Origin of the sequence: Candidatus Synechococcus calcipolaris G9, assembly GCF_029582805.1 — a bacterium.
Lineage (GTDB): Bacteria > Cyanobacteriota > Cyanobacteriia > Thermosynechococcales > Thermosynechococcaceae > Synechococcus_F > Synechococcus_F calcipolaris.
This window is the reverse complement of sequence record NZ_JAKKUT010000002.1, coordinates 944,123-967,896: the sequence shown is the minus strand read 5'-3', so window position 1 is coordinate 967,896 and position 23,774 is coordinate 944,123. Positions and strand designations below refer to the sequence as shown.

Genomic DNA, 23,774 nt, shown 5'->3' with positions numbered 1-23,774 from the left:
TTTATCTAGACCTAGCTTGATTCTAGTCGCAGTTAGGGAGTCTTCATGACCGGCGAATATTCCTCCGCCCAACTTCGTGTCCTCAAAGGACTGGAACCGGTGCGTACCCGGCCCGGTATGTACATTGGTAGTACGGGCCCCAAGGGTCTCCATCATCTAGTGTACGAGGTGGTGGACAATTCCGTCGATGAAGCCCTCGCAGGCCACTGTAATAATGTACTCGTGCAAATCAATGCCGATGGATCCGTCACAGTTCAGGATGATGGTCGCGGCATTCCCACGGATATTCACCCCGATACAGGGGTGTCTGGGGTTGAAACGGTGATGACCGTTCTCCATGCCGGCGGTAAATTTGGGGATGGGGGCTACAAAGTCTCCGGGGGACTGCACGGCGTGGGTGTTTCCGTCGTCAATGCCCTCTCCGAATGGTTAGAAGTCACCGTTTGGCGGAATCAAAAGATTTATCATCAACGCTATGAACGGGGCGTTCCCCTAGGAATACTCGAAAGTACCCCCGATAGTGAGTCGCGCCGAGGCACCGCCATCACCTTTTTCCCCGATCGCCAGATCTTTACCGATACCATTGTCTTTGAGTCCAAGATTTTAGTGAATCGCATCCGCGAGTTAGCCTATCTGAATGCGGGTATTCGTGTTCATTTCAAAGACTGTCGCCCGGAAAGCCCCCTAGATGAAACCTTTTGCTATGAGGGGGGGATTCAGGAATACATCCAGTACATGATCCAGGATAAGGATCCCCTCCATCCAGAAATTATTTTTGTTCAGGGTGAGAAGAATGATGTCCAGGTAGAAGCGGCATTGCAGTGGTGTTCCGATGCCTATAGTGAAAACCTGATGGGCTTTGCCAATAATATTCGTACCATTGATGGTGGAACCCACCTAGAGGGGTTGAAAGCAGTTTTGACCCGCACTCTCAATACCATTGGGCGCAAGCGCAACAAGATCAAGGAAAATGACTCCAATCTTGCTGGTGAGAATATCCGGGAAGGGCTAACAGCGATTATTTCCGTAAAGGTTCCTAATCCTGAATTTGAAGGACAGACAAAAACAAAGCTGGGCAATACCGAAGTTCGAGGCATTGTAGACTCCATTGTCGGCGAAACCCTAACGGAATATTTAGATTTTCGTCCCAATGTTGCCGATAGTATTCTAGAAAAAGCGATTCAGGCCTTTAATGCGGCGGAGGCGGCTCGCCGGGCCCGGGAAATGGTACGGCGCAAGTCGGTTTTAGAATCGTCTACATTGCCCGGTAAATTAGCCGATTGTAGCTCCCGAATTCCGGCAGAGTCAGAAATTTTCATCGTGGAAGGCGATTCTGCTGGTGGCTGCTTTGCCGGAAATACCCAGGTTGCCTTAGCCGATGGTCGTCATCTGAGTTTCTTAGAGTTAATTCAAGAGCAGGTGGATGGTAAGGAGCATTTCGGATATACGATTCGGGATGATGGCACGATTGGGATTGAACGGTTGATCAATGTGCGCCGCACAAAAACCAATGCCAAAGTGATCAAAATAACCCTGGACAATGGTCAGCAGCTTATTTGTACCCCTGACCATCGCTTCATGCTACGGAATGGCAACTACAAAGCGGCCGCTGATCTTACGCCCTCTGATTCATTAATGCCACTGTATCGGAAACTATCCCGTACCCAGGAGCCAGGAATTACCATTGATGGTTATGAAATGGTTTGGAGTCCGCGCTCTGATCGCTGGCTATTTACTCACTTAGTTGCAGATTGGCATAATCGCTGGCAAGGAGTTTATACCTTATCTGCGGGTGAACATTGCCATCACATTGATTTCAATAAGCGAAATAATGATCCAACAAATCTAGTTCGCTTAACGGCTGAAGATCATTTGGCTTTACATCGTCAGCATATTTCAAAAACGCTCCACCGAGATGAGGTGAAACAGAAGTGTCGGCAGATTCGCCAAAGTGATGATTTTCGTCACAGTATGAGTTTAAGGATGAAAGAGCCAGCCACACGAGCACGCTTATCGGAGAATGCAAAGCTTCAGTGGCAAGATCCGGAATATAAGGCCTACATGAAAGCGCAGTGGCAGAACTTTTATGAGAATAATCCTGATTATCAAAAACTAAATAATGAAGTATTAAACCAAGCGCAGCGTCAATATTGGAGTCATTCAGAACATCGCTCAGAGCAGGCAGAGCGTGTCAGGCAGTATTTTGAATCCCATCCCCAAGTACGCCAAGACTATTCTAAGAAAGCGGTTGAGCAATGGCAGGATGAAAACCTACGCCAATGGCGACAACAGAAGACTAAGGAACAGTGGACTCCTGAGTTTCGCGCAAAGCGGCGCAAGGCACTTCAAAAAACCTATTATTCTAAAACCTTGGCCGCGCTCAAGAAGATTGAATTTGAACAGGGTTTTGTAGATTTGGATGCCTATCAAGCATTCCGATGTGAGAGTAAAGATAGGTCTCTGCTCCGTTTTGATAGCTTCTGTCAGCGTTACTTTAATGGAGATCAACAATTAGCCGAGGAAGCCGTCAAGAATTATAATCACCGCATTCTGGATATTGAATTTCTGGATGAGCCGATAGATGTTTATGATCTGGAGGTTCCCCACACCCATAACTTTGCCTTAGCCAGTGGGGTATTTGTTCATAATAGTGCGAAGCAGGGTCGCGATCGCCGTTTCCAGGCAATTTTGCCGCTGCGGGGTAAAATTCTCAATATTGAAAAAACTGATGATGCCAGGATTTATAAAAACAATGAAATTCATGCCCTGATCACCGCCCTAGGCTTAGGTATTAAGGGAGAAGATTTTGACTCTAACCAACTGCGCTATCATCGCATTGTTGTTATGACCGATGCCGATGTGGATGGGGCCCATATCCGTACCCTTTTGCTCACCTTTTTTTACCGCTATCAACGGGACATTATTGACCAGGGTTTTGTGTATATTGCTTGCCCACCCTTATATAAACTGGAGCGGGGACGGCAGCATTTTTATTGCTATAACGATCGCCAACTCCAAGAGCACATTGCCAGTTTTCCTGCAAATGCCAACTACACCATTCAACGGTTTAAGGGTTTAGGGGAAATGATGCCCCAGCAACTTTGGGATACCACCATGAACCCAGAAACACGGATGATGAAGCGGGTCGAAATTGACGATGCCGCCGAAGCCGATCGCATTTTTACGATTCTCATGGGCGATCGGGTTGCCCCCCGCCGAGAATTTATTGAAACCTATGGCCCCCAACTCGCCCTAGCCAACTTAGATATTTAAGATATTGTTAGATATCTAAGATACTGAATGTTCAATGGGCGATCGCACAAACGTCCCCCGCGATCGCCCCCTCAAATTCCCCAATCATTAGACCCGTCGTTCAATTAGGCTAAAGTTTCGGGACAGTAGCCAAGGCCCTGAATAAACTGCTTACGGAAGGCTTCAATATCTTCAAAATCAGGACAACCGTGGGCAACGATCGCCACTTGATAGCGACGCATCACCTCAACAATGGGTTGGCCGGTCTCTAGGGCCCAGAGGGCCATTTTTAGTGAAATGCCTGGTATATAGGCAAAACCTAGCTCATTTAAGAAGGCACTAAAATTTCCTGCCTGTTGGTCTGTTAGGGGGGAGAGCATTTTGACCCTCACCACCCAACCGTCAACTTGATGAATGACTGTGACAAACTGAACCGGAAGTTTGGCATATTCATGCAAAAATTGCACCACACGCAGGGTTAGACTGGCGTTACTAAGATGGTAGATGTAATCCATGATGCAGACCTCTTTTCCCTGTATCTCTATTGTCGTGGGTCGGCCCTGGAGGGCGGTAGGGGAGAATCCCGCGATCGCCTGGGTGTATTCCCCCTGATCAAAGCCAACCAATCAATCTCGTAAGCATTCTCATTGCTGCGGTAAGGTAAAGAAGCCGATCAACCTGCCAGCCCAATTACTGTATGCTGGATAGGTTTTAGATTTTCAGATGGGTTAATCCTAGAAATTTTTTCCTGCGATCGCTGGCTTTACGTGGAGAATAACGGTTCATGTCCTACCACAAACTCTGGTTCAATAAGACGGCCCAACAATTCAAGGTGCTGCAACCCCTACCGGAATTTCACCATGCCCAAACGTTTATTAAGGCAAATTTACCGAAACTGATTGACGAGATGGATGCCCGGGGATTGGATCTAAGGGATCCCGGCAATTGGTGGGAAAGTCTTTACATTGATGCGGTGATTCAATTGGAAAATGCCGAAGGACAGATGTTTTCCATTGCCGTGGGTATCATTGATCAGTGGAAACCCGCCCTAGCTGCCCATAGGATCATATCTGCCCCTAAAATGATGCGCTTTCGGGAGAGTTTGGGTCTGGATCAGCATTGGCTCTTTTATGTCACCAGTCGCCATCCTTACAGTGATGAGATCTGGATCGATTTACTCTACGAACAAGTTGATCAACCCGTGGGGAATAATCGCTGTATCTTGCTAGAGGTGGATCCCTAGGATCAAAACCCACTAAGGCAAGAATAGAGCTAAAGATCAACGAATAAAGTTGCAAATTCCCCGCTGGGACGTTTCAATAAACTGCCAGAGTTCGGTGACGAGGGGGGAGTGAAAGATGTCCTTTAACTGGGCGATCGCCTGGGTGGTATTGAGATCCGAGCGATAGAGAATCGTAAAGGCGGCCTTCAGTAATTGGCGTTCTTCCGTCGTAAAACCCGCGCGGCGCAGTCCCACCACATTCAGACCCATAATTGTATTGCGGCTGAGGCTATGGGTCATGGCAAAGGGGGGAACATCTTTTTGGACGGCGGTGCCACCGGAGAGCATGGCCAACCGACCCACCCGCGTAAATTGATGGATTAGGCAATTACCACTAATAAAGGCGCGATCGCCAATATGGGCATACCCTGCCACTAGGGCGCCATTGGCAATAATCACCTGGTTGCCAATCTGCACATCATGGGCCAAGTGACTATGGGCCATTAATAGGCAATCATTCCCCACCTGGGTAACAGCCTCCGGTTTTGTGCCCCGATGAATCGTCACCCCTTCTCGCAAGATACAGCGATCGCCGATAGTGACATAACTGACTCCGCCCTGATAGGTCACATCCTGGGGAATATCTCCAATAATTGCGCCACCATGAACTCGGCAATCCTTACCCAGGGTCGTATGGCCTAAAATCGTCACGTGGGGGCCAAGCACACACCCTGCCCCTAACTGTACGTGGCGATCGATATAGCAAAAGGGACTGATAGCCACGTTCTCACCTAGGGTGGCTCCCTCTTCAATCACTGCACTTGGATGAATACCCACAACTTGCCCAATATAAATACCCTCAGCTTGGATCAAGGATACTAGAGCTAGGATACTTGGATCATCTCGAAAAAAATTCATGGAAAATAAAGCAAGTTCGGGCCGTTTCTCCCGTTTTCAGAAGCTCCTCACCTATTTACGCCCCCATCAAAAAACCGTTTGGGCCGGAATTGTCGCATTATTTATTGTGAATCTTGTCGGAACCTATTTACCCCTGCTTATTGGTACGGCCATTGATGAGTTGCAGGATGTCTTTGATTTTCAGCGGGTTGTCTTTTACGTCGTTTTGCTGCTGGTCTTAGCTTCTCTCATGTGGCTGATTCGCATGGCATCCCGGATGTGGCTCTTTGGGGTGGGCCGGCAAGTGGAGTTTGATCTCAAGCAACAGATCTTTGATCACTTGCTGGAAATGGAGCCGGCCTATTTCCAGCGCAATACGGCTGGGGATCTGATTAATCGAGCCACCAGTGATGTGGATAATATCCGTCGTCTCGTTGGTTTTGCGGTTCTCAGCTTTGTCAATACCATTTTTGCCTATGCCCTCACCCTGCCAGTAATGCTGGCGATCCATCCGGGTCTAAGTCTGGGGGCAATTTCCGTCTATCCGGCCGTCCTCGTGCTGGTGCTGGGGTTCAGTGAACGTCTTCGGGCGGAGCAACTGGATGTGCAACAGGCCCTTTCCGACCTGAGTGATTTGATCCAAGAGGACATGAGCGGGATTGCCCTGATTAAAATTTATGCCCAGGAAGAGAATGAACAGGGCCAATTTCGCCGTCTCAACCAAGACCTCCTCAATAGCAATTTAGTTCTAGCCAAAACCCGGAATATTCTATTTCCCCTGTTGGGGGGCATGGTGAGCCTCAGTTTATTAATTCTGCTTTGGTTTGGCAGTCGCATGATTGCCGCCAATACGATTCAGGTGGGAGATTTTATTGCCCTGCTTCTGTACATTGAGCGGTTAATTTTTCCGACGGCCTTGCTTGGATTTACGATTACCGCCTACCAACGGGGGGAGGTGAGTATAGATCGCATTGAAGCGATTCTTTCGGTGGAGCCACTGATTCAAGACCATCCCCAGGCGATCGCCCTGCCCCTATCTTCAGTGCGGGGTCATTTACGGGGGGTGAACCTCAGCTATACCTATCCGGGAACGACCCATCCCGCCCTAGACCACCTCAGTTTTGAGATTCAGCCGGGTGAAACCGTGGCCATTGTCGGCCCCATTGGCTGTGGTAAATCCACGTTGGCCAGTACCCTCCCCCATCTACTGGACATTAAACCGGGGCAACTCTTCCTAGATGGCATAGATCTAACGGATATTTCCCTAGTGGATCTGCGCCGGGCGATCGCCTACGTACCCCAGGAAAGTTTTCTATTTAGTACCAGTTTGCGAAACAATATCCGCTATGGCAATCCTGAGGCGGATCATCCCCTGGTTGAGGCCGCCGCCACCCAAGCCCAAATCCACCAGGAAATTCTTAACTTTCCCCGCCAGTATGAGACCGCCGTGGGAGAGCGGGGTATTACCCTCTCCGGTGGCCAACGCCAGCGCACCGCCCTAGCCCGGGCCCTGTTGATTGATGCCCCCATCCTCGTCTTGGATGATTCCCTGGCCAGTGTGGACAACGAAACCGCCACCCAAATCCTCCAGGCCCTCCAGTCTGGCAGCCAACAAAAAACCGTGATCTTTATTTCCCATCAATTAGCAGCGGCCGCGGCCTGTTGCGATCGCCTGCTGGTGATGGATCAGGGGCGAATTATTCAAACCGGAACCCATAGTGAACTCGTGGAGCAACCGGGCCTGTACCAATCCCTGTGGGAGCAATATCAAGTGGAGTCCCGCTTGCAATGATGTATTGCAATGATCTATCGCCTAGGGGAAAAGACTGGGAATTAGCTAGAATTGGTAACGCATTTAGTTTGCACCCTACATTAACACCCTAAAACTAACGGAGTAACTATGGGATGGCAGCGTCCAGATGGTCGGCAGTGGGATGAGTTGCGATCGCACAGTTTTCAACGGCAGTTCACCCAGTTTGCCCCTGGTTCTGTCCTAGCCCGCTGTGGTCAAACCCAAGTGCTATGTAATGTCAGTATCCGCGAAGGCGTGCCTAGATTTTTGGAAGGAACGGGGCGGGGGTGGTTAACCGCTGAATACCGGATGCTACCGGGGGCAACCCCCCAACGCCAGGAACGGGAATGGCTGAAACTTTCGGGGCGAACCCAGGAAATTCAACGGTTGATTGGGCGCAGTTTACGGGCCGCCCTGGATTTTTCTATTTTGGGAGAGCGTACCCTGATCGTGGATGCCGATGTTTTACAGGCGGATGCCGGAACCCGTACCACCGCCATTACCGGCAGTTTTATTGCCCTAGCCGATGCGATCGCCACACTGCTAGAAAAAAATCTCCTCCAGCGATCGCCCCTGATCCAGCACATTGCCGCAGTGTCCATCGGCTTAATTGAGGATCAGCTTTACCTAGACTTAAATTATCCCGAAGACGTGGCCGCCAGTGTGGACTTCAATGTGGTCATGACCGAATCCTTGGAACTCCTCGAAGTGCAGGGAACCGCCGAAGATGGCTCCTTCAGCCGTGCCCAACTCTTGGATATTTTAGATCTGGCGGAGAAGGGCATTAAAGATCTCATCCTTGCCCAAAAAGTCGCCCTTGAATCATGAATCATTCCGAACCCTGTCGCCTTGGCAAAATTGTTAAATCCAATTCCCACTGTGACTACATTGCCCAGATTGACGATTCCCTAGAGGTGATCTCCCCTCCCCAACCAGAGGATTATGGCTTTGGCAGTTTTGTGAAATTAGAAGACAGCCAGCGTCATTGGGCCATCGGCGTGATTTACAATTCCCAGCTTCTCAATCCCCAATTTAATAGCACCAGTCCCCGCCTCAGTAGCGAACCGGATGCCACCTTCACCCCCGATTTGATCTATGAAACCCGCACCCTCCTCTGGATCGTCCTCATCGGCACCATTGTTACCTCCCCCGATGGGCAACGGTACGGCGAACAGGGGATTCCAGCGGCCGTCGTCCCCGTCAATACCCCCGTGTGGCAACTCTCCCAGGACGACCTACGGGTCTTCCATCACAACGCCAAGGGCCAAGCCCAATGTTGCTACTATGCCCATCTATTAAATTCCGGGGGTAGCTACGCTTCTCCCCTAGTCAGTCAGATATTAGGAACCATTACACCCCTATTTCAACCCAGCGATCGCCGCGCCCTGGAAATTCTCAGTAAAGAATTGGCTTGGCAACACACCCTAGGTAGCTTACGCTGATTGCATCCGGTTGCCCTAGGTCACCTTAGGGGAAAAGTGCCAAAATACGGATAGTTCCATTCACTACTCACTCATTTAAGGGCCTCAATGCGCGTAATTTTATTGACAGGTAAGGGCGGTGTTGGCAAAACCTCCGTTGCCGCAGCCACCGGCCTACGCTGTGCCGAATTAGGCTACAAAACCCTTGTCCTGAGTACCGATCCAGCCCATTCCCTCGCGGATAGCTTTGACATTGAACTGGGTCACGCCCCGGCTCCTGTTTGTGAAAACCTCTGGGGGGCGGAACTCGATGCCCTAATGGAACTGGAAGACAACTGGGGAGCGGTCAAACGCTACATTACCCAAGTTCTCCAAGCCCGAGGTCTAGAAGCAGTGCAAGCGGAGGAACTTGCCATTCTGCCTGGCATGGATGAAATTTTTGCCCTCGTGCGGATGAAACGCCACTACGATGAAGCCCAGTACGATGTCCTGATTATTGATTCTGCCCCCACCGGAACCGCCCTCCGCCTATTGAGCTTACCGGAGGTGAGTGGCTGGTATATGCGCCGTTTTTATAAACCCCTGCAACGGATGTCCGTGGCGCTGCGCCCCATTGTGGAGCCGATTTTTAAGCCCCTCGTTGGCTTTTCCCTGCCAGATAAAGAAGTCATGGATGCCCCCTACGAATTCTACGAACAGATTGAGGCCCTAGAGCAGGTTTTGACGGACAATACCCAAACCTCTGTCCGCCTCGTCACCAACCCCGAAAAAATGGTGATCAAGGAATCCCTGCGGGCCCACGCCTACCTCAGTCTCTACAATGTGGCCACGGATTTGGTGATTGCCAATCGGATTATTCCGGAAACGGTCAATGATCCCTTCTTTAGTCGTTGGAAAGCCACCCAGCAGCAATACCGCCAAGAAATCCATGATAATTTCCGTCCCCTGCCGGTAAAAGAAGTCCCCCTCTTTGCCGAGGAACTCTGTGGACTAGCCGCCCTCGATCGCCTCAAGGGGGTTCTCTATGGCGATGAAGATCCAGCCCAGGTCTATTACAAAGAGCAAACGATTCGGGTGCGCCAAGAAGAAGGGGAATACAGTTTAGAACTCTACTTGCCCGGTATTCCTAAAGAAAAGGTCGAACTCAATAAAAGTGCCGATGAACTGAATATTCGCATTGGTAATCATCGCCGGAACATGGTGCTTCCCCAGGGATTGGCAGCGATGCAGCCCGTTGGCGCAAAAATGGAAGATGACTATCTGAAAATTCGTTTTGCCACCCCTCCAGCCCACAGCTAGCCGAAAATCTCCCGGAATGAGATCGCAGAGCTTAAGTAATTATTAAGGTTTGTGGCTGGTATTCTAAGGTACTTTTGGCTAAAGTGTATTAGCCTTAATGTAAGTTATTTAAGATTTCACGATTCCACGCAGAGAGCCTAATGAGCAATCAAACTACAAACGGTGGCAGTTCCGGGGGACAGTCATTCGCCGATCGCACCACTCCTTTAATGAATGAAAATCTAGCCAACAGTCCTGACCCCATGGATCCCGCAGAGGTTTGTGATCTCTATATTGAAAGCGATCGCACCGGCATGACCGTCAGTACCCTGAAGCGATCCTTTGTGGATAACCTGCACTACATCCAGGGAAAAGATGCCACCTTCGCCACAGCCTACGATTACTTTATGGCCCTGGCCTACACCGTCCGCGATCGCCTGTTGCATCGACGCATTAAGACTGCCCAAACCTACTTCGAGGAAGATACCAAGGTCGTTTACTACCTATCAGCGGAATTTTTGATTGGGCGATTGCTGATCAATAACCTGATTAACGTCGGACTCTACGAGCAAACCCAAAAAGCCCTTGGGGAATTTGGCTTAGATCTGGCTGAGCTGATGGAACATGAGCCGGAACCCGGACTAGGTAATGGTGGACTGGGCCGTTTAGCTGCCTGCTTTTTAGACTCCCTGGCCACCCTAGAAATTCCAGCGGTGGGCTACGGAATTCGTTATGAGTTTGGCATCTTTGAGCAAATCATTACCAACGGCTGGCAGCACGAAGTCCCCGATAACTGGCTCCGCTTTGGCAACCCCTGGGAAATTGCCCGCCCCGACTACAATGTTGAAGTTAAATTTGGTGGCCACACCGAGGCCTACACCGATCCCCAGGGCCACTATCGCGTGCGCTGGATTGCTGGGACTACCGTCTATGGAACCCCCTACGACACTCCCATTGCCGGTTACGACAATAATACGGTCAATACCCTGAGGCTATGGAGTGCCCGGGCTGCCCAGGATTTCAACCTACAAGTGTTTAATGCTGGAGACTATACCCAAGCCGTCTCCAATAAAACCTTTAGCGAGAATATTTCCAAGGTTCTTTATCCCAATGACAACACCCTCCAAGGAAAAGAACTGCGGTTGCAACAACAGTACTTCTTTGTCGCCTGTTCCTTGCAGGATATTATTCGCCTCTATCTGCGGAAACACAAAACCTTTGATGCCTTCCCAGAGAAAACCGCCATTCAGCTAAACGACACCCATCCTTCCATTGGCGTTGCCGAACTCATGCGCCTGCTGGTGGATGACTACTTCTTAACCTGGGAAAAGGCTTGGGATATTACCCAGCGCACCTTTGCCTACACCAATCACACCTTACTGTCAGAAGCCCTGGAACGATGGTCGGTGGATTTGTTTGGCCGCCTGCTACCGCGCCATCTGGAGATCATTTACGAAATCAACTATCGTTTCCTCAATGAAATCCGTCTCCGCTATCCAGGGAACCACGCCCGTTTGGCCCGTATGTCCCTGATCGAAGAAGGGGGGCACAAACAAATTCGCATGGCGCACTTGGCCTGTGTGGGCAGTCATACGGTAAATGGGGTAGCGGAACTGCACACGGAATTGATTAAACAGGAACTGATGCGGGACTTCTACGAGATGTACCCCAATAAATTCCAGAACAAAACCAACGGGGTTACCCCTCGCCGCTGGGTGCTATTGAGCAATCCCCAACTCTCTGGCCTGATCACCAAAACCCTGGGCAGCGATCGCTGGGTGAAGCATCTAGACGACTTGAGGGGATTAGAGGCCCATGCCGATCGCCCAGAATTCCGGGCAGAATGGCAACAGATCAAACAGGCCAACAAGGAACGCCTGGCGGACTATATCTGGCAAAATAACCAGATTGAGGTAGATCCCTACTCCTTGTTTGATGTGCAGATTAAGCGTATCCATGAGTACAAGCGGCAGCATCTAATGGTGTTGCACATTATTACCCTCTACGAGCAGATCAAGGCTAACCCCAGTATTGACATTCAACCCCGCACCTTTATCTTTGGTGGTAAGGCGGCTCCGGGCTACTTCATGGCCAAAATGGTGATTAAGCTGATCAATGCCGTGGGGGATATGGTTAACCACGATAGTGATGTCAATGGTCGCTTAAAAGTTGTCTTCCTGAATAACTATTCCGTATCCCTAGGGGAAATTTCTTATCCTGCCGCCGATCTTTCCGAGCAAATTTCCACCGCCGGTAAGGAAGCATCGGGAACCGGAAATATGAAGTTTGCCCTCAATGGTGCCATCACCATAGGTACGTTGGATGGGGCAAATGTGGAGATCCGGGAAGAGGCGGGCCCAGAGAACTTTTTCCTCTTTGGTTTAACAGCCCAAGAGGTGATGAGTCTCAAGGCAGAGGGTTACAATCCCATGGATTACTACAACAGTAACTTAATGCTGAAAAAAGTGATTGACAGCCTCATTTCTGATTATTTCTGTCCCCGGGATCCGGGTCTATTTGCTCCCATTGTGGATTCCCTCCTCTATGGCGATCCCTATATGCTGTTTGCGGATTATCAATCCTATGTGGACTGCCAAAAGCAGGCGGCAGAAGCCTTCCGAGATAAGGATCGCTGGACAAAAATGGCGATCTTAAATGTTGCTCGCATGGGTAAATTCTCCTCCGATCGCACCATTTCCCAGTACTGCCAGGACATCTGGGGGGTGGAGCCTGTTCCCGTTTCCCTGGAAGCCTGTCGCCCCTCCTTGGCAGGGAGCCAACCCCTAGTAAATAAACGCTAAAGATCCGTTAAAGATCAATGCATCCTAAACGTTCAAAGTGCTGACAACCTGTTGACAACTTATTGACAACCAGCGATTCATCTCCACCCTGAGGACACTATTTCAGCCCTAGGGTGGATTTTTTTAGGGGTGATTTTTTAGGGGCGGAGAGTCAATTGCCATTCCTGGGTTTGGCTATCCTGCTGAAGTTGTTGAGACTCACCAATGATGTAGGGCCCCCAGTATCGCTTTGATCCATCCAGGCTAAAGGCCATTAAAATATCCCCAGACTTAAGGCGGAGGTTGCCTTCCGGTAGGGAAAGTAACAACCCTTGGATATTTCCTTCCATCGGTGCAAAATCCCAATGGGTCGTGTGTTCCTCTTGGCTAGAGCGATCGCTGTAGTTAAGGAGAACAATCCGTAGGGGGTAACTGGTTTGATTACTCACCCTGAGGCCATCCCGTTGGGGTTCTTGGGGTGGGATAGGCGGTGGCAGGGCGGTGGGGGTGGTGGTGGGTTCAGCTTCAATCAGGGGCGTGGGTGCATCCACTATATTAGGTTCCCACCAAAAACTAATCTGTAATTGGGAGAGAATAACGGCTCCAACGATGCCAATGGCGATCGCCAGAAAGAAAGGAAGAATTTTAATATGAATAGACATAAATCAAACAAGATTGGCCGGCCTTCATGGTAGTGTAGATGAACTGAATACGTGGGAGGTATGAAAGGATCGGTGCGCAGTATTATTATCGCTGGCAACTGGAAAATGCACAAAACCCAGGTGGAAGCGTTAGATTTTCTCTCTAGTTTTGTTCATGAGATCGACACAGCCCCAGGGGAGCGGGAAATCGTCCTCTGTGTCCCCTTTACAGCCCTTTCCACCCTATCTAAAAATTTACACGGAAGCAGAATCCGCCTGGGTGCCCAAAATGTCCATTGGCAGGATAATGGTGCCTTTACCGGAGAAATTTCCCCGCCGATGCTACGGGAGTTGGGTGTCCGTTACGTGGTGGTGGGCCATAGTGAGCGGCGACAATACTTTGGCGAAACCGATGAAACCGTCAATTTACGCTCAAAAGCGGCCCAAGCCCATGGTCTTACACCGATTTTATGTGTGGGCGAAACCAAAGCACAACGGGATGCTGGTGAAACGGAGACTCATATTTTAAGCCAGTTAAAGAAAGGATTAGAACAGGTTGATCAGACCAATCTTGTGATTGCCTACGAACCCATCTGGGCGATCGGAACTGGGGATACCTGTGCCGATGATGAGGCCAACCGGGTGGTGGGTTTAATTCGTTCCCAGTTGACCAATACCGATGTCCCCATTCAGTATGGCGGGTCCGTTAACCCCAGCAATATTGATGCCATTATGGCCCAGCCGGAAATTGATGGGGTCTTGGTGGGAGGAGCCAGCCTCAAGTCCGATAGTTTTGCGCGGATTGTGAATTATCAGGCCTAGTTTGGGGCCTAGTCTAGTTTGGGCGGCAGTAAATGGGTCGGTAGCTGGAGGCATCTTGCTCCGTAATGGCTGGGCCGACCCAGTGATCCCAATCCGCATTGGAACTATAGCGGTAGGGGGCCCGCATCAGGGCAAAGGACTCCTCCAAATCTGCTAAACTTTGGGTCTCATAGACGGTGTGATAGTGGATCGGTTGGCGATCGCAGCTAACATAGCGATGACAGGCGGCCCAACTGGGTACATCCGCCATGATTTTGGGTAAATAAACCTGCTCATACCAGGTGCGAAACTCCTGATCTGCCTCCGGTTTGACCTCAACCGTTACCATGAAAAAGGGACGACGGCCAAACCAGCCATCCAGGGGGCGGCGATCGTGGCCATAGATTTGTTCATAGGTGGTGTGGCTCACATCCCTTAGCCCCTCCCCTCGCCAGCGTTGCCATTCCGATTTTTCCGCTTCCCGGCCTGGGCGATCGAGGGCCCGATTGAGATCATCTAAGCTGATATTTGCTGCCAGTTCATAGATTGTTAAAAATCGTTTCGTAAACCATTTCAGGCTACCGGCCACACCATATTCTTCGTAGCGATGGGCCCTGTGAATTTCCGGCACCACCTCCAGGAGCTTGGGAATATAGGAATGGTGGTAAAACTCCGTAAAGGCCGCTTCTTGGGCTGGGGCAATGCGTAAACTAATCATTAATAATTTCATCATTTTTTGTATTTCTTGATCCATGGGTAGAGCGTTGGCTAATTCTGGGGCGGCTTTCCGTACCACCAGCTCCTATGCAGTATGTCAGAATTTAGGAAGACTGTTGAGGACAATCCAACCATGACCGCTTTCTATAACTGGTATCGCAACACCCTGCGTCATCCCAAGTATCGCTGGTTTATTATTGGCGGAAGTTTAATCTATCTCTTGAGTCCGATTGACATTGCCCCGGATTTAATTCCCATTGTGGGTCAATTGGATGATGCCGCCGTTTTGATCATATTAGCCAGTGAAATCACCCAAATGGCAGTGGAGCACCTCAAAAATAAAAAGGCCAAACAGGAGGTTCCTGGGGATGGCCCCACCGTAGATGTGAGTGCAGAATCGATTTAGAATTGACAAGATACAATACCTTGCTAGATGCATGATTTAGAAGCTTAGGTCTAGAAACTTGGGTATAAGAGTTTGAGTCTAGGAGCTTGGGGTGTTTTGGCGATCGCTGCGGACGCTACTATTTGTCAATCCCTGTCCCTGCTGTGGTCGTCGTAGTCCAGCGTTGATCTGTGGCCATTGCCAGCGACAATTACAGACCTGTCAACTCAAATCATCCCTCTTGAATGGCCGGGGTTTATTTCCCCTTTTTGCCTGGGGCAGTTATGGTGGCCCCCTGAAACGGGCGATCGCCCATCTCAAGTATGATCAGCATCCTGAACTAGGGGTGTTATTCGGACAATGGTTAGCCGAATCCTGGTTGGCTAACCCCACCCGGCCAACGGGAGCAATCACCGTGGTACCAATTCCTCTCCACCCAGAAAAACTGAAGCAGCGGGGCTTTAACCAGGCAGAACTCATTGCCCGTGGGTTTTGTCGCATCACCGGTTTACCCCTAGCACCCCAAGGCCTCATTCGCCAGAAAAATACCCTAGCCATGTTTCAGCTGTCCCTCGCCGATCGCCAACGGAATGCCATGAATGCCTTTCGCCTTGGTTCAGGTCTAAAGAGGCATCACCACGTTCTCCTCTGTGATGACATCTACACCACAGGAACCACGGTTCAAACTGCGGCCCAAACCCTTCAGTCCCACAATATCTCTGTCTGTGGAGTCATTGTGGTGGCAGCTACACCCCAAGGAACCCATCACGCCTAACCTCAAGGGCCCACAGGGCTGTAGACAGACAGATCCCCAATTCGTTATGATTAGGGCGTTATTAGTGAATGGTAGCCCGTTGGGAAAACCAGTGAAAGTCTGGTACTGTGCCGCAACTGTGAATAGAGTTAACGCTAAACAGAGTTAGCTCCTCAGTCAGAACACCAACCTGCTGCATCTTCACTCTATGATCCTGCGTTGCACAGGAATGGAGTTATTCAGTGGTCTTATCTGTCGATGAGTCGGCGACGGTGGCCCTACCATCGTTAACAGCAAACATTCAGCTACCTCCCCTAGTCTTTCCCCGTCCCTTACTCATGATTGGCCATGGCACCCGAGACGACCATGGTCGAAATTGTTTTCTTGAGTTTGTTCAGAAATACCAGGAGTTAGATGCCAGCCGCCCAGTCTTTCCCTGCTTTTTAGAATTGACGGAACCCTCTATTTTCCAAGTAATCCAGGATTGTGTTGCCCAGGGATACACCGACTTTTCCGCCCTTCCCATTTTATTATTTGCAGCCCGCCACAATAAGTTTGATGTCACCAATGAGCTAGATCGCGCCCGACAACAGTTTCCCCAGATTCAATTTCACTACGGACGGCATTACGGCATTAGCCCAGAAATTTTAGCCCTCTGGCGCGATCGCCTTGATGCCTTAGATCATCCTGACCACAATCCCCAAGGAATCTCCCGGGAAGACACAGTGTTGCTGGTGGTGGGTCGTGGCTCCAGTGATCCCGATGCCAATGGCGATGTTTTCAAATTAGCGCGAATGCTCTGGGAAGGCAGCCGCTATCGTACCGTAGAAACCTGTTTTATTGGCATTACCCATCCCCGTCTTGAGGAAGGCTTTGCCCGCGCCCGTCTTTACCATCCCCGTCGAATTATTGTGCTGCCCCACTTTATGTTTACCGGTGCCCTCGTCAAAAAGATCCAACGGATTACCGCTGAACAGCAGAGCCAATATCCAGACATTGAATGTGTAGAGTTGCCGGAAATTGGTTTACATCCCCAATTGTTTTATCTCACTCGGCAGCGGGAATTGGAAACCCAGCGGGGAGAGGTGAAGATGAACTGTGAAGCCTGTAAATTTCGCCTTTCTGCCCTCAGTCAGGGGACTCCCCACAGCCATGATCATAGCCACCACGACCATAATCACAGCCATGATCACCCCCACTCTAGCCATGGCCATCACCACCATGGCGGCCCTAATCTAGATGATTTAGATGCCTATCACCAGCGCATTTGGCAAGTGCCCTAGGATTGATGTTCCTGCTCCATGGCCCAGTTTCGGGTTAAGACCATGCGTGGGTGGATAGACCGAGATTGATTCACTAGAAAGTAGAGGGTGCGATCGCACACCCGCCATACGGCCCGATGGAGATTGGTTTGGGCAATCTGACGTAGGGAATTTAATTCGGGAGTATCGCCCCGACCCGGTTCCAAGCTATCAGCTAAAAAGACAACGCAACTAAGGGCATCCATATTGGGTCGCCCCAGAGTATGGTTGGCGATCGCCCCTAAAAGACGTTCATCCTCAATGCCAAATTCCTGTTGAGCCACAAGGGCACTGACATCCGCATGGAGTAAATGGGGATTGCTATAGTCCACCGGTCCCAAATCTAACTTCGCCGCCTCCGCCATATTAATCAATTTTTCATGGGGAAAATATTTAGCCAAATCGTGCAATAACCCAGCTAGGGCAGCTTCCGCTGGATCTAGATCATGGCGGGCTGCCAGTTCAGCAGCCATGGTTTCAACCCGTAGGATATGGTGGATACGGGGAGCTGGAACATGTTTTTCCAGCCAGCCTAAAATTTCTGGACGATCGATCCCAGAGGAATATGCAGACATCCTTACAAAGGAAACCATTAGCCCTGCCCTAGGAGAAAATGCAACCGTTCTCTGATCCTAATCTATTACCATATTAACAATCCCTATAGACATTAGGGTTGATCCAAACATAGGGTTAACCCAGACTTAAAAAGTCTATCCACTCCGCTTCTTGTCAACCCACCGCCCTAGAACTTCCGTAATTTTACGGATAGGTAAATTCTTACCAGAAACGGTATCGTAAATATACGGAGTCTGCCAACTTTTCTCATCCATTCCTTAGGGAGGATTTTTTGCATTGCAGGTATCATGGTCTTAGATTGATTGCCTACCCTCACGCTGCACCATCCCATGAGTTATTGTCTAAACCCAAATTGTGTCAAACCTGACAATCCCGATGGCTTAAGAAATTGTGAAGCCTGTGGGTCATCTTTACTACTTCAAGACCAATACCAAGCGGTACGGGTTTTAGGGCGGGGTGGATTTGGGACGACTTTTCTAGCCATTGATGTAAAGCTGCCCGGAAATCCCACCTGTGTGATTAAGCAACTCCGGCCTGCCGTTTCTGCCCCCCATATTCTTGCCATGGCCCGGGAATTATTTTTACGGGAAGCCACAACCCTTGGCAAGGTGGGCAACCATCCCCAACTTCCCCGACTTTTAGCCTACTTTGAAGCAGAAAGTGAGTTTTACTTAGTCCAAGAATACGTTGCCGGTCTTACCCTTCAGCAAGAAGTAAAACGCTTTGGGGCGAAAGATGAACAATACGTAATCCAAGTGCTTTTGGAAGTGTTGCCAATCCTTGATTATTTGCATAAATGTGAGGTGATCCACCGAGACATTAAGCCAGCTAACCTCATTCGACGGGAAATTGACAATAAGCTCGTTTTGATTGACTTTGGGGCCGTCAAAGATAAAGTAACCCAGGCCATGGTTGAGGGTGCCCCGGAATTGAGTACCTTCACAAGCTTTGCGGTGGGAACCCCGGTCTACGCTCCCCCCGAACAGATGGCAATGCGGCCCGTCTATGCCAGTGATATTTATGCCCTAGCGGTAACCTGTATTTATTTACTCACGGGTAAATCTCCCAAGGAAATTGAGCGGGATAATCGCACCGGGGAATGGAAATGGAAGAACCATGTTCAAATTTCGGATCACCTCGCCCAGATTTTAGACAAAATGCTGGAGGATTCCGTTAAAAATCGCTATCAAAATGCCCTAGACATCGTTCGAGATTTGCAGGCCCAGCCCTCCTCGACGTCCGAAGATGATCAGTATGAGGACATGAGTGGTTCATTGTCTGCACCACCTCGCCGCCAATCCCCTTCCCCCAGCTCCCAGGGAAATTCTCAGGGAAGAAGCAGTAATAAAAGTAGCTATGCCTCTTCGGTGAGCAACAATGCCCAGGCCGCCCGCTATCGTCAATCCCGCATGGGTGATGGCAACCTCGGCGGCGATCGCCCCTTGACTGGACGCTTACCCCTAGCTTCTAATACGGGTCGTTTGCGCCCTGGAGATATGGGGAACCAGGCTAAGCGATATACAGCGGCCCAATTAGCCAACGCCTACCGCCAAGGTCAAAAGGATTTTGTAGATGCGGATCTATCCAACCTAGTTTTGCGTAAATATGATTTATCGGGCTGTAATTTTGCCAATGCCAAACTAGAAAATGTGGATTTCAAAGATGCTATTCTTGCCAATTGCAATTTTGGTCGCTCCAATCTACGGCAAGCAAACTTAGCAGGAGCAAATCTTACCGCTGCCTATTTTGTAAATGCAGATATGAGTAATGCCAACCTAAAGGGAGCCATTCTCCGGGAAGCATCTCTCTCCCGAACCAATTTGCAGGGGGCAGATTTAAGTGGGGCAGATTTAACCGGTGCCACGGGTGTCCTTCAAGGTCAACTGGACATGGCAAAGAAAAGTTGGTTTACCAAACTACCGAAGTAATCAGCCATCCCTAAATTTAGCCCTAATGTATACTTAGGGAGTTTGACCATAGCGATCAAAGGTTTGATAGGGAATCAATCGGCGCTTGCGAGACCAGTGTAGTTTGCCATTGCTTTCGAGTTGCTTGATCAACCGAGTAATGGTCACTCGATTAGTTCCCAAGGTTTCCGCAATTTCTTGGTGAGTCAAGAGGAATCGTACTTCAATCCCATGCTTTTTCGATACACCAAAACGCTGGGCTAGCCATATAATAAAGCGCAATAGGCGATTATCCATAGGGTGACAATGGAGGAGTCCCAATAGTTCATTGGTTTGCTTTTGATGGGCCAGCAAGTAGGAGCTAGCTAGGGCTGAATTCAGACTAATGGATGTCACACTCACCGCCGTTAAGGGCTGAATGTCGTAGGGATCCATCTGATCAATGCCGTAGCCCACCACACTGCCAACTCCCCAGTAACCCAACACGATAACTCTGCCATCATCATCCCAAGTTACGGTACGCACCAGGCCCTCATGGATTTGCCACAGTGAATTTTTCCGAGTGGGCAACCGATGATGACGCTCAAAACGGTAAATGATTGAGGGACAATGGGCTGAGTTCAAAGTCCCAAGAGAGGCTTGATTTGAGTTGTCCATTGCTGAATACGTTCTAAGGTTTTGTCAGATTGGTTATCTTCATCAAGAACAAGGCCGCAGAACTTGCCATTGCGAATCGCCCGAGAGTCGCTAAAGTCATATCCATCGGTGGGCCAGTAGCCCAGGGTTTCTCCCCCTAAGCTGGCGATTTTCTCCTCTAGAATGCCGATGGCATCCATAAAATTGTCGGCATAGCCTACCTGATCTCCTGTACCAAAGTAAAAAACACTCTTACCACTAAAATCAATCGTATCGAGGTCATCAAAAATTCCTTCCCAGTCAGTTTGGAGGTCACCAATGTTCCAGGTCGGACAGCCAAGAATTAAATAGTCATAATCCGTAAGCTGGGCAACCTCCACATCCGCAATATCGTAGGTATCAAGAACCGAATCCCCCCCTAGGGCTGCTTTAATCTGCTCGGCAACATCTGCCGTTTTACCTGTAGTAGAGCCGTAAAATAAGCCAATTTTAGCCATGTTGTCTCCATGATACTGATCAGTTAAGTACAAATTAATTCAATAGTTAGATTTTTCTCAACTATATAATTGAGAAAATAAATCAATAAGTTTGGAATTATTATAGTAGTTTTTACTTGGAATGTTAATTTTTTGTCAAATATTTAATCAGGTATTTTCACGATACGCCTAATTGCTCTTTTCATGTCTAGGCAAGTTCAGTTTTTACCCATAAATAAAATTAATTTAGAAAATAAAATTAAAATATACTTTTTCCTAAGTATATTGCTAGTCAATATCAATAAATCGGTGGCGATCGCCCATCGTAGTAGACAATGTATGTATAGCTATCGTCACCTAGGTTAGGACGGGGTGCAGGGGTGGAACCCCTGGCTGGGGGCGAAGCTCCCCCCCTTATCAGAAATGTCCTAAGAGAAGAGGCGACAGCTATAAGTGGCATTAATCGTGGGGTTCAACAGGCTTTCTTTTATTACCCCAACGAAATAATTACAGAAATTGTCCTGATATTCAACAACCGGCAAATACAGCGACTGACTAGGGAGGAATGGACATAGTGGACAACGCTTTTGATTATTTTCAGGAATTAATTGAAGATGAACTAACCAGCAAAGGCTTGAATTGGAGAAAATGATGGGCGATCGCCAGGACTGGGACAAAGCCTTGGCTTACGCTATCTACGGAAATTCTGAAGAAGGCCTTGTCAACGCTGCATGACCAGCATCCGCGTCACCCTGGAAGACCAAAGACTGCAAACCGTTCTGAATCGGCAAGCCGATTGCCTGGGCAATCCTAGAGAAATGTTTGCCGAGATTGGGGCATACATGGACATGAAGACCCGTGCCCGGATATCGTCTTTACCGTGAGCGAGAATGTCAGGGGTCTGCCACGTTGTAGGACTACATTGGCTTACAGCAGTCCACAATGGGCATATCAGCAATGCTTTGATCAATGCCAGCATCCTTAAGATAATCTTGCCATTGCTGGGTGATGTCGGCATTATTGGGCTGACTGGTTTTAAGTTGAACCAATGTACTCAGGGTTTCATTCCAGATTTGATTGGCTGCATAGAGGGATAAACGATCCTGAAGGGGAGATGCCACCATGGCTTGAACTAGATTGGGATCCATCTCGATCCGTTCGACCCAGCCGGCAACAAAGGGATTCGCACTGGGATCGGTGCGGCAGGTTAAGGAAAAATTCCAGCGATATTTCTCCCCAGGTGTTAAGGCAGATTTGCTGGTATCAAAGGTTACTTCAATAATGCCAGGGACATTGCTGATGGCATAGTTTTGGGTTTCCAAGAGTTCCCCTACTTCATTAAAGACCATCAGTTCAGCAGTTTTAGCCGTTGTTTCTGGAATATAGAAAAATAAACTGGGATGGGCCGCAGCGGTAAGTCCAAGATTATTGTTAGGTAGGAGAGCCGTTAAAGGCACCTTCCCTTTTACACAGTCTCCTGCACGGGATGCGCCGGCAACAGTGCGTCCAGGCATACTGAGGTTAGAGGGAATATAGGCTAAACGATTTTGTCCAGGTCGGGAAGCAATACGATCGCGGGCAATATAGGCTTCCATATTCCGAATGGCTGTTTGAGCATAGCGATCGCTGGGACGCAGATTTAAAGCACGTCGGAAGTTAATCATCGCAGATTGGTAATCCCGTTTGGCTGCCAAGCTATACCCCATTCGCATATAGCTATCGTAATTCGCTGCCTGGGCCAGGGCAGTGGGCATTGGAGCTAGACTCGTTAATCCAGCGGTGGTGAGGGTAAATGCTCCCATTAAAATAACATTGATACTGAAGTCACGCGCATTCATGGTTGCTCTCCTGAAAATTGATCAATCCTGATACTTCTAAGATAGGTCTAGACTAGAGAAACTAGGGTGATCGCTTCAACACAAAATGAGTGATCGTGACGACAAATAATTGTAATTTAGGTCGAAGAAGAATCCTTGGGCGATCGCCAACCGGAAATCACTCGCCCAAAATTCAGTCGAAACTCCTCCCAGCCCCAAAAACTACCAGCCTGATCTTCTTCCCAAGATGCCGATAGAACTCCATAGCTCAAACCTATGGCCCCTAAGCCAAACAGGACTAAGCTCATGGCAACTACTGCCACATTCGGAAGTTCAAGCCAATGTTGCTGGACAATCACATAACACAAAGGAAACGTGACAAATCCTAGTAGGGTAGGAATTCCTGAGCAGACGGCCATGCGACTGACCATTCGCCGACTGACCGCATCAGGGATACCCATGTTTTTAGCTGTATTAGATGAAGATTTAGGGGACGAGTTAACAGAAGCAGGCTTTTTGGTGGAGGAGGATGACTTTTTTTTGCCTGGCTGAAAGGGTAAGGCAGAGCCAGAAGCATCCTTGTTAGACTCTTTTTGCTTGCCCTGTTTCTGTTCCCCTGCCATAGCACTAACCCCGAATACCTAAACGGGCAATGAGATCGCGGTAATGCTGGCGATCGTGCTTGGCAATGTAGGCCAGGAGTCGCTTCCGCTGACCAATCATTTTCATCAGACCCCGGCGAGACGAGTGATCTTTGCTGTTCGTTTTAAGGTGACCCGATAAGGACTTGATCCGTTCCGTTAGGATGGCAACCTGAACATCTGCGGAGCCTGTATCTGTGGGATGGGTCTGATATGTATTGATAATTTCTTGCTTGTCTTGTTGCAGTAATACCATGATTCAGCTTAGGGGTATAGAGCGATCTCTTATCATATCAGGCCTGACCGAATATTAAAAACTGAAGGAATTTTAAATACACTTTATTGATCATTGTTATTTTAATGTTACCCTAATGATTCAGGGACGCATAGCTCAGTTGGTTAGAGCACCACGTTGACATCGTGGGGGTCACTGGTTCGAGTCCAGTTGTGTCCATACCATGAAACGTAGTCCAGGCAAGG

At 49.1% G+C, this 23,774-nt stretch carries 23 protein-coding genes, 1 tRNA gene and 1 riboswitch; of the genes, 14 read left to right on the top strand and 10 right to left on the bottom strand.

Features of this window, described 5'->3' with window-relative positions:
- Window positions 1–45: 45 nt before the first annotated feature.
- Window positions 46–3,273: a DNA topoisomerase (ATP-hydrolyzing) subunit B gene (gene gyrB / locus L3556_RS07470; protein ID WP_277866665.1), complete on the top strand. Its 3,228-nt coding sequence runs from the start codon at window positions 46–48 to the stop codon at window positions 3,271–3,273.
- A gap of 104 nt (window positions 3,274–3,377) precedes the next feature.
- Here gyrB and L3556_RS07465 read toward each other — a convergent pair whose 3' ends face one another.
- Complete coding sequence (locus L3556_RS07465; protein ID WP_422110754.1) at window positions 3,378–3,878, bottom strand: hypothetical protein; 501 nt, start codon at window positions 3,876–3,878, stop codon at window positions 3,378–3,380.
- A gap of 158 nt (window positions 3,879–4,036) precedes the next feature.
- On the opposite strand from L3556_RS07465, the gene L3556_RS07460 reads away from it, so the two are divergent.
- Window positions 4,037–4,495: a hypothetical protein gene (locus tag L3556_RS07460; protein WP_277866664.1), complete on the top strand. Its 459-nt coding sequence runs from the start codon at window positions 4,037–4,039 to the stop codon at window positions 4,493–4,495.
- A 36-nt stretch (window positions 4,496–4,531) separates the two neighbouring features.
- On the opposite strand, the gene lpxA is transcribed toward L3556_RS07460, so the two are convergent.
- Window positions 4,532–5,392, bottom strand: a complete 861-nt coding sequence (gene lpxA / locus L3556_RS07455) for an acyl-ACP--UDP-N-acetylglucosamine O-acyltransferase (RefSeq protein ID WP_277866663.1) — start codon at window positions 5,390–5,392, stop codon at window positions 4,532–4,534.
- On the opposite strand from lpxA, the gene L3556_RS07450 reads away from it, so the two are divergent.
- The 5 genes from L3556_RS07450 (at window position 5,391) to L3556_RS07430 (ending at window position 12,663) form a co-directional block, all read left to right on the top strand.
- On the top strand, window positions 5,391–7,163 hold the full coding sequence (locus L3556_RS07450; protein ID WP_277866662.1) for an ABC transporter ATP-binding protein: 1,773 nt from the start codon (window positions 5,391–5,393) through the stop codon (window positions 7,161–7,163). The two genes, lpxA and L3556_RS07450, sit on opposite strands and share 2 nt — an antisense overlap.
- 108 nt (window positions 7,164–7,271) lie before the next feature.
- The gene (gene rph / locus L3556_RS07445; protein ID WP_277866661.1) at window positions 7,272–7,991 is read left to right on the top strand and encodes a ribonuclease PH; all 720 of its coding nucleotides are present in this window, start codon (window positions 7,272–7,274) and stop codon (window positions 7,989–7,991) included.
- Window positions 7,988–8,605, top strand: coding sequence for a DUF8166 family protein (locus L3556_RS07440; RefSeq protein WP_277866660.1), 618 nt, complete (start codon window positions 7,988–7,990; stop codon window positions 8,603–8,605). Before rph ends, L3556_RS07440 begins: the two co-directional genes overlap by 4 nt.
- An 87-nt stretch (window positions 8,606–8,692) precedes the next feature.
- A complete protein-coding gene (locus L3556_RS07435; protein ID WP_277866659.1) occupies window positions 8,693–9,883 on the top strand; it encodes a TRC40/GET3/ArsA family transport-energizing ATPase in 1,191 nt (396 codons plus the stop codon).
- Window positions 9,884–10,125: 242 nt separating this feature from the next.
- On the top strand, window positions 10,126–12,663 hold the full coding sequence (locus L3556_RS07430) for a glycogen/starch/alpha-glucan phosphorylase (RefSeq protein WP_277867614.1): 2,538 nt from the start codon (window positions 10,126–10,128) through the stop codon (window positions 12,661–12,663).
- Window positions 12,664–12,800: 137 nt separating this feature from the next.
- Here L3556_RS07430 and L3556_RS07425 read toward each other — a convergent pair whose 3' ends face one another.
- Window positions 12,801–13,304 (bottom strand): hypothetical protein, encoded by a 504-nt coding sequence (locus tag L3556_RS07425; RefSeq protein ID WP_277866658.1) that lies wholly within the window; start codon window positions 13,302–13,304, stop codon window positions 12,801–12,803.
- A gap of 72 nt (window positions 13,305–13,376) precedes the next feature.
- Between L3556_RS07425 and tpiA the strand changes: the two genes are divergently transcribed.
- Entirely contained in the window at window positions 13,377–14,105 is a 729-nt protein-coding gene (gene tpiA, locus L3556_RS07420) for a triose-phosphate isomerase (RefSeq protein ID WP_277867613.1), read from the top strand.
- Between the two features lie 13 nt (window positions 14,106–14,118).
- Here the strand turns inward: tpiA and L3556_RS07415 are convergent, their stop codons facing one another.
- Entirely contained in the window at window positions 14,119–14,880 is a 762-nt protein-coding gene (locus L3556_RS07415; protein ID WP_277866657.1) for a hypothetical protein, read from the bottom strand.
- A 54-nt stretch (window positions 14,881–14,934) separates the two neighbouring features.
- Here L3556_RS07415 and L3556_RS07410 point away from each other — a divergent pair, with 54 nt between their 5' ends.
- The 3 genes from L3556_RS07410 (at window position 14,935) to L3556_RS07400 (ending at window position 17,223) form a co-directional block, all read left to right on the top strand.
- Entirely contained in the window at window positions 14,935–15,207 is a 273-nt protein-coding gene (locus L3556_RS07410; RefSeq protein WP_277866656.1) for a YkvA family protein, read from the top strand.
- A 91-nt stretch (window positions 15,208–15,298) separates the two neighbouring features.
- Window positions 15,299–15,961, top strand: a complete 663-nt coding sequence (locus tag L3556_RS07405; RefSeq protein WP_277866655.1) for a ComF family protein — start codon at window positions 15,299–15,301, stop codon at window positions 15,959–15,961.
- 69 nt (window positions 15,962–16,030) lie between these two features.
- Window positions 16,031–16,136: riboswitch (adenosylcobalamin-variant (AdoCbl-variant) riboswitch) on the top strand.
- 142 nt (window positions 16,137–16,278) lie between these two features.
- Window positions 16,279–17,223 carry a sirohydrochlorin chelatase gene (locus L3556_RS07400; RefSeq protein ID WP_422110775.1) on the top strand — a complete coding sequence of 315 codons (945 nt, stop codon included), beginning with the start codon at window positions 16,279–16,281 and terminating at the stop codon, window positions 17,221–17,223.
- On the opposite strand, the gene yqeK is transcribed toward L3556_RS07400, so the two are convergent.
- A complete protein-coding gene (yqeK, locus tag L3556_RS07395) occupies window positions 17,220–17,816 on the bottom strand; it encodes a bis(5'-nucleosyl)-tetraphosphatase (symmetrical) YqeK (protein WP_277866654.1) in 597 nt (198 codons plus the stop codon). The genes L3556_RS07400 and yqeK overlap by 4 nt on opposite strands.
- Window positions 17,817–18,119: 303 nt before the next feature.
- Here yqeK and L3556_RS07390 point away from each other — a divergent pair, with 303 nt between their 5' ends.
- Window positions 18,120–19,745 carry a serine/threonine-protein kinase gene (locus tag L3556_RS07390; RefSeq protein WP_277866653.1) on the top strand — a complete coding sequence of 542 codons (1,626 nt, stop codon included), beginning with the start codon at window positions 18,120–18,122 and terminating at the stop codon, window positions 19,743–19,745.
- A 33-nt stretch (window positions 19,746–19,778) separates the two neighbouring features.
- Here the strand turns inward: L3556_RS07390 and L3556_RS07385 are convergent, their stop codons facing one another.
- Together L3556_RS07385 and fldA are read right to left on the bottom strand one after the other, a co-directional pair.
- The gene (locus tag L3556_RS07385; protein WP_277866652.1) at window positions 19,779–20,348 is read right to left on the bottom strand and encodes a Crp/Fnr family transcriptional regulator; all 570 of its coding nucleotides are present in this window, start codon (window positions 20,346–20,348) and stop codon (window positions 19,779–19,781) included.
- The gene (gene fldA / locus L3556_RS07380) at window positions 20,345–20,857 is read right to left on the bottom strand and encodes a flavodoxin FldA (protein WP_277866651.1); all 513 of its coding nucleotides are present in this window, start codon (window positions 20,855–20,857) and stop codon (window positions 20,345–20,347) included. The genes L3556_RS07385 and fldA overlap by 4 nt, the downstream gene beginning before the upstream one ends.
- A 710-nt stretch (window positions 20,858–21,567) precedes the next feature.
- On the opposite strand from fldA, the gene L3556_RS07375 reads away from it, so the two are divergent.
- A complete protein-coding gene (locus L3556_RS07375; RefSeq protein ID WP_277866650.1) occupies window positions 21,568–21,720 on the top strand; it encodes a hypothetical protein in 153 nt (50 codons plus the stop codon).
- A 33-nt stretch (window positions 21,721–21,753) separates the two neighbouring features.
- Here the strand turns inward: L3556_RS07375 and L3556_RS07370 are convergent, their stop codons facing one another.
- The 3 genes from L3556_RS07370 to rpsO form a co-directional block, all read right to left on the bottom strand.
- Entirely contained in the window at window positions 21,754–22,674 is a 921-nt protein-coding gene (locus L3556_RS07370; protein WP_277866649.1) for a DUF928 domain-containing protein, read from the bottom strand.
- A 116-nt stretch (window positions 22,675–22,790) separates the two neighbouring features.
- On the bottom strand, window positions 22,791–23,276 hold the full coding sequence (locus L3556_RS07365) for a PAM68 family protein (RefSeq protein ID WP_277866648.1): 486 nt from the start codon (window positions 23,274–23,276) through the stop codon (window positions 22,791–22,793).
- A gap of 4 nt (window positions 23,277–23,280) precedes the next feature.
- Window positions 23,281–23,550: a 30S ribosomal protein S15 gene (gene rpsO, locus L3556_RS07360; protein WP_277866647.1), complete on the bottom strand. Its 270-nt coding sequence runs from the start codon at window positions 23,548–23,550 to the stop codon at window positions 23,281–23,283.
- 124 nt (window positions 23,551–23,674) lie between these two features.
- Here rpsO and L3556_RS07355 point away from each other — a divergent pair.
- Window positions 23,675–23,748: transfer RNA gene (locus L3556_RS07355), tRNA-Val, on the top strand.
- Window positions 23,749–23,774: the final 26 nt, after the last annotated feature.

Coding starts and splice junctions, on each gene's coding strand:
- gyrB (WP_277866665.1), top strand. CDS start 46: ATGACCGGCGAATATTCCTCCGCCCAACTTCGTGTCCTCAAAGGACTG.
- L3556_RS07460 (WP_277866664.1), top strand. CDS start 4,037: ATGTCCTACCACAAACTCTGGTTCAATAAGACGGCCCAACAATTCAAG.
- L3556_RS07450 (WP_277866662.1), top strand. CDS start 5,391: ATGGAAAATAAAGCAAGTTCGGGCCGTTTCTCCCGTTTTCAGAAGCTC.
- lpxA (WP_277866663.1), bottom strand. CDS start 5,392: ATGAATTTTTTTCGAGATGATCCAAGTATCCTAGCTCTAGTATCCTTG.
- rph (WP_277866661.1), top strand. CDS start 7,272: ATGGGATGGCAGCGTCCAGATGGTCGGCAGTGGGATGAGTTGCGATCG.
- L3556_RS07440 (WP_277866660.1), top strand. CDS start 7,988: ATGAATCATTCCGAACCCTGTCGCCTTGGCAAAATTGTTAAATCCAAT.
- L3556_RS07435 (WP_277866659.1), top strand. CDS start 8,693: ATGCGCGTAATTTTATTGACAGGTAAGGGCGGTGTTGGCAAAACCTCC.
- L3556_RS07430 (WP_277867614.1), top strand. CDS start 10,126: ATGGATCCCGCAGAGGTTTGTGATCTCTATATTGAAAGCGATCGCACC.
- L3556_RS07425 (WP_277866658.1), bottom strand. CDS start 13,304: ATGTCTATTCATATTAAAATTCTTCCTTTCTTTCTGGCGATCGCCATT.
- L3556_RS07410 (WP_277866656.1), top strand. CDS start 14,935: ATGACCGCTTTCTATAACTGGTATCGCAACACCCTGCGTCATCCCAAG.
- L3556_RS07400 (WP_422110775.1), top strand. CDS start 16,279: ATGATTGGCCATGGCACCCGAGACGACCATGGTCGAAATTGTTTTCTT.
- yqeK (WP_277866654.1), bottom strand. CDS start 17,816: ATGTCTGCATATTCCTCTGGGATCGATCGTCCAGAAATTTTAGGCTGG.
- fldA (WP_277866651.1), bottom strand. CDS start 20,857: ATGGCTAAAATTGGCTTATTTTACGGCTCTACTACAGGTAAAACGGCA.
- L3556_RS07375 (WP_277866650.1), top strand. CDS start 21,568: ATGACCAGCATCCGCGTCACCCTGGAAGACCAAAGACTGCAAACCGTT.
- L3556_RS07370 (WP_277866649.1), bottom strand. CDS start 22,674: ATGAATGCGCGTGACTTCAGTATCAATGTTATTTTAATGGGAGCATTT.
- L3556_RS07365 (WP_277866648.1), bottom strand. CDS start 23,276: ATGGCAGGGGAACAGAAACAGGGCAAGCAAAAAGAGTCTAACAAGGAT.
- rpsO (WP_277866647.1), bottom strand. CDS start 23,550: ATGGTATTACTGCAACAAGACAAGCAAGAAATTATCAATACATATCAG.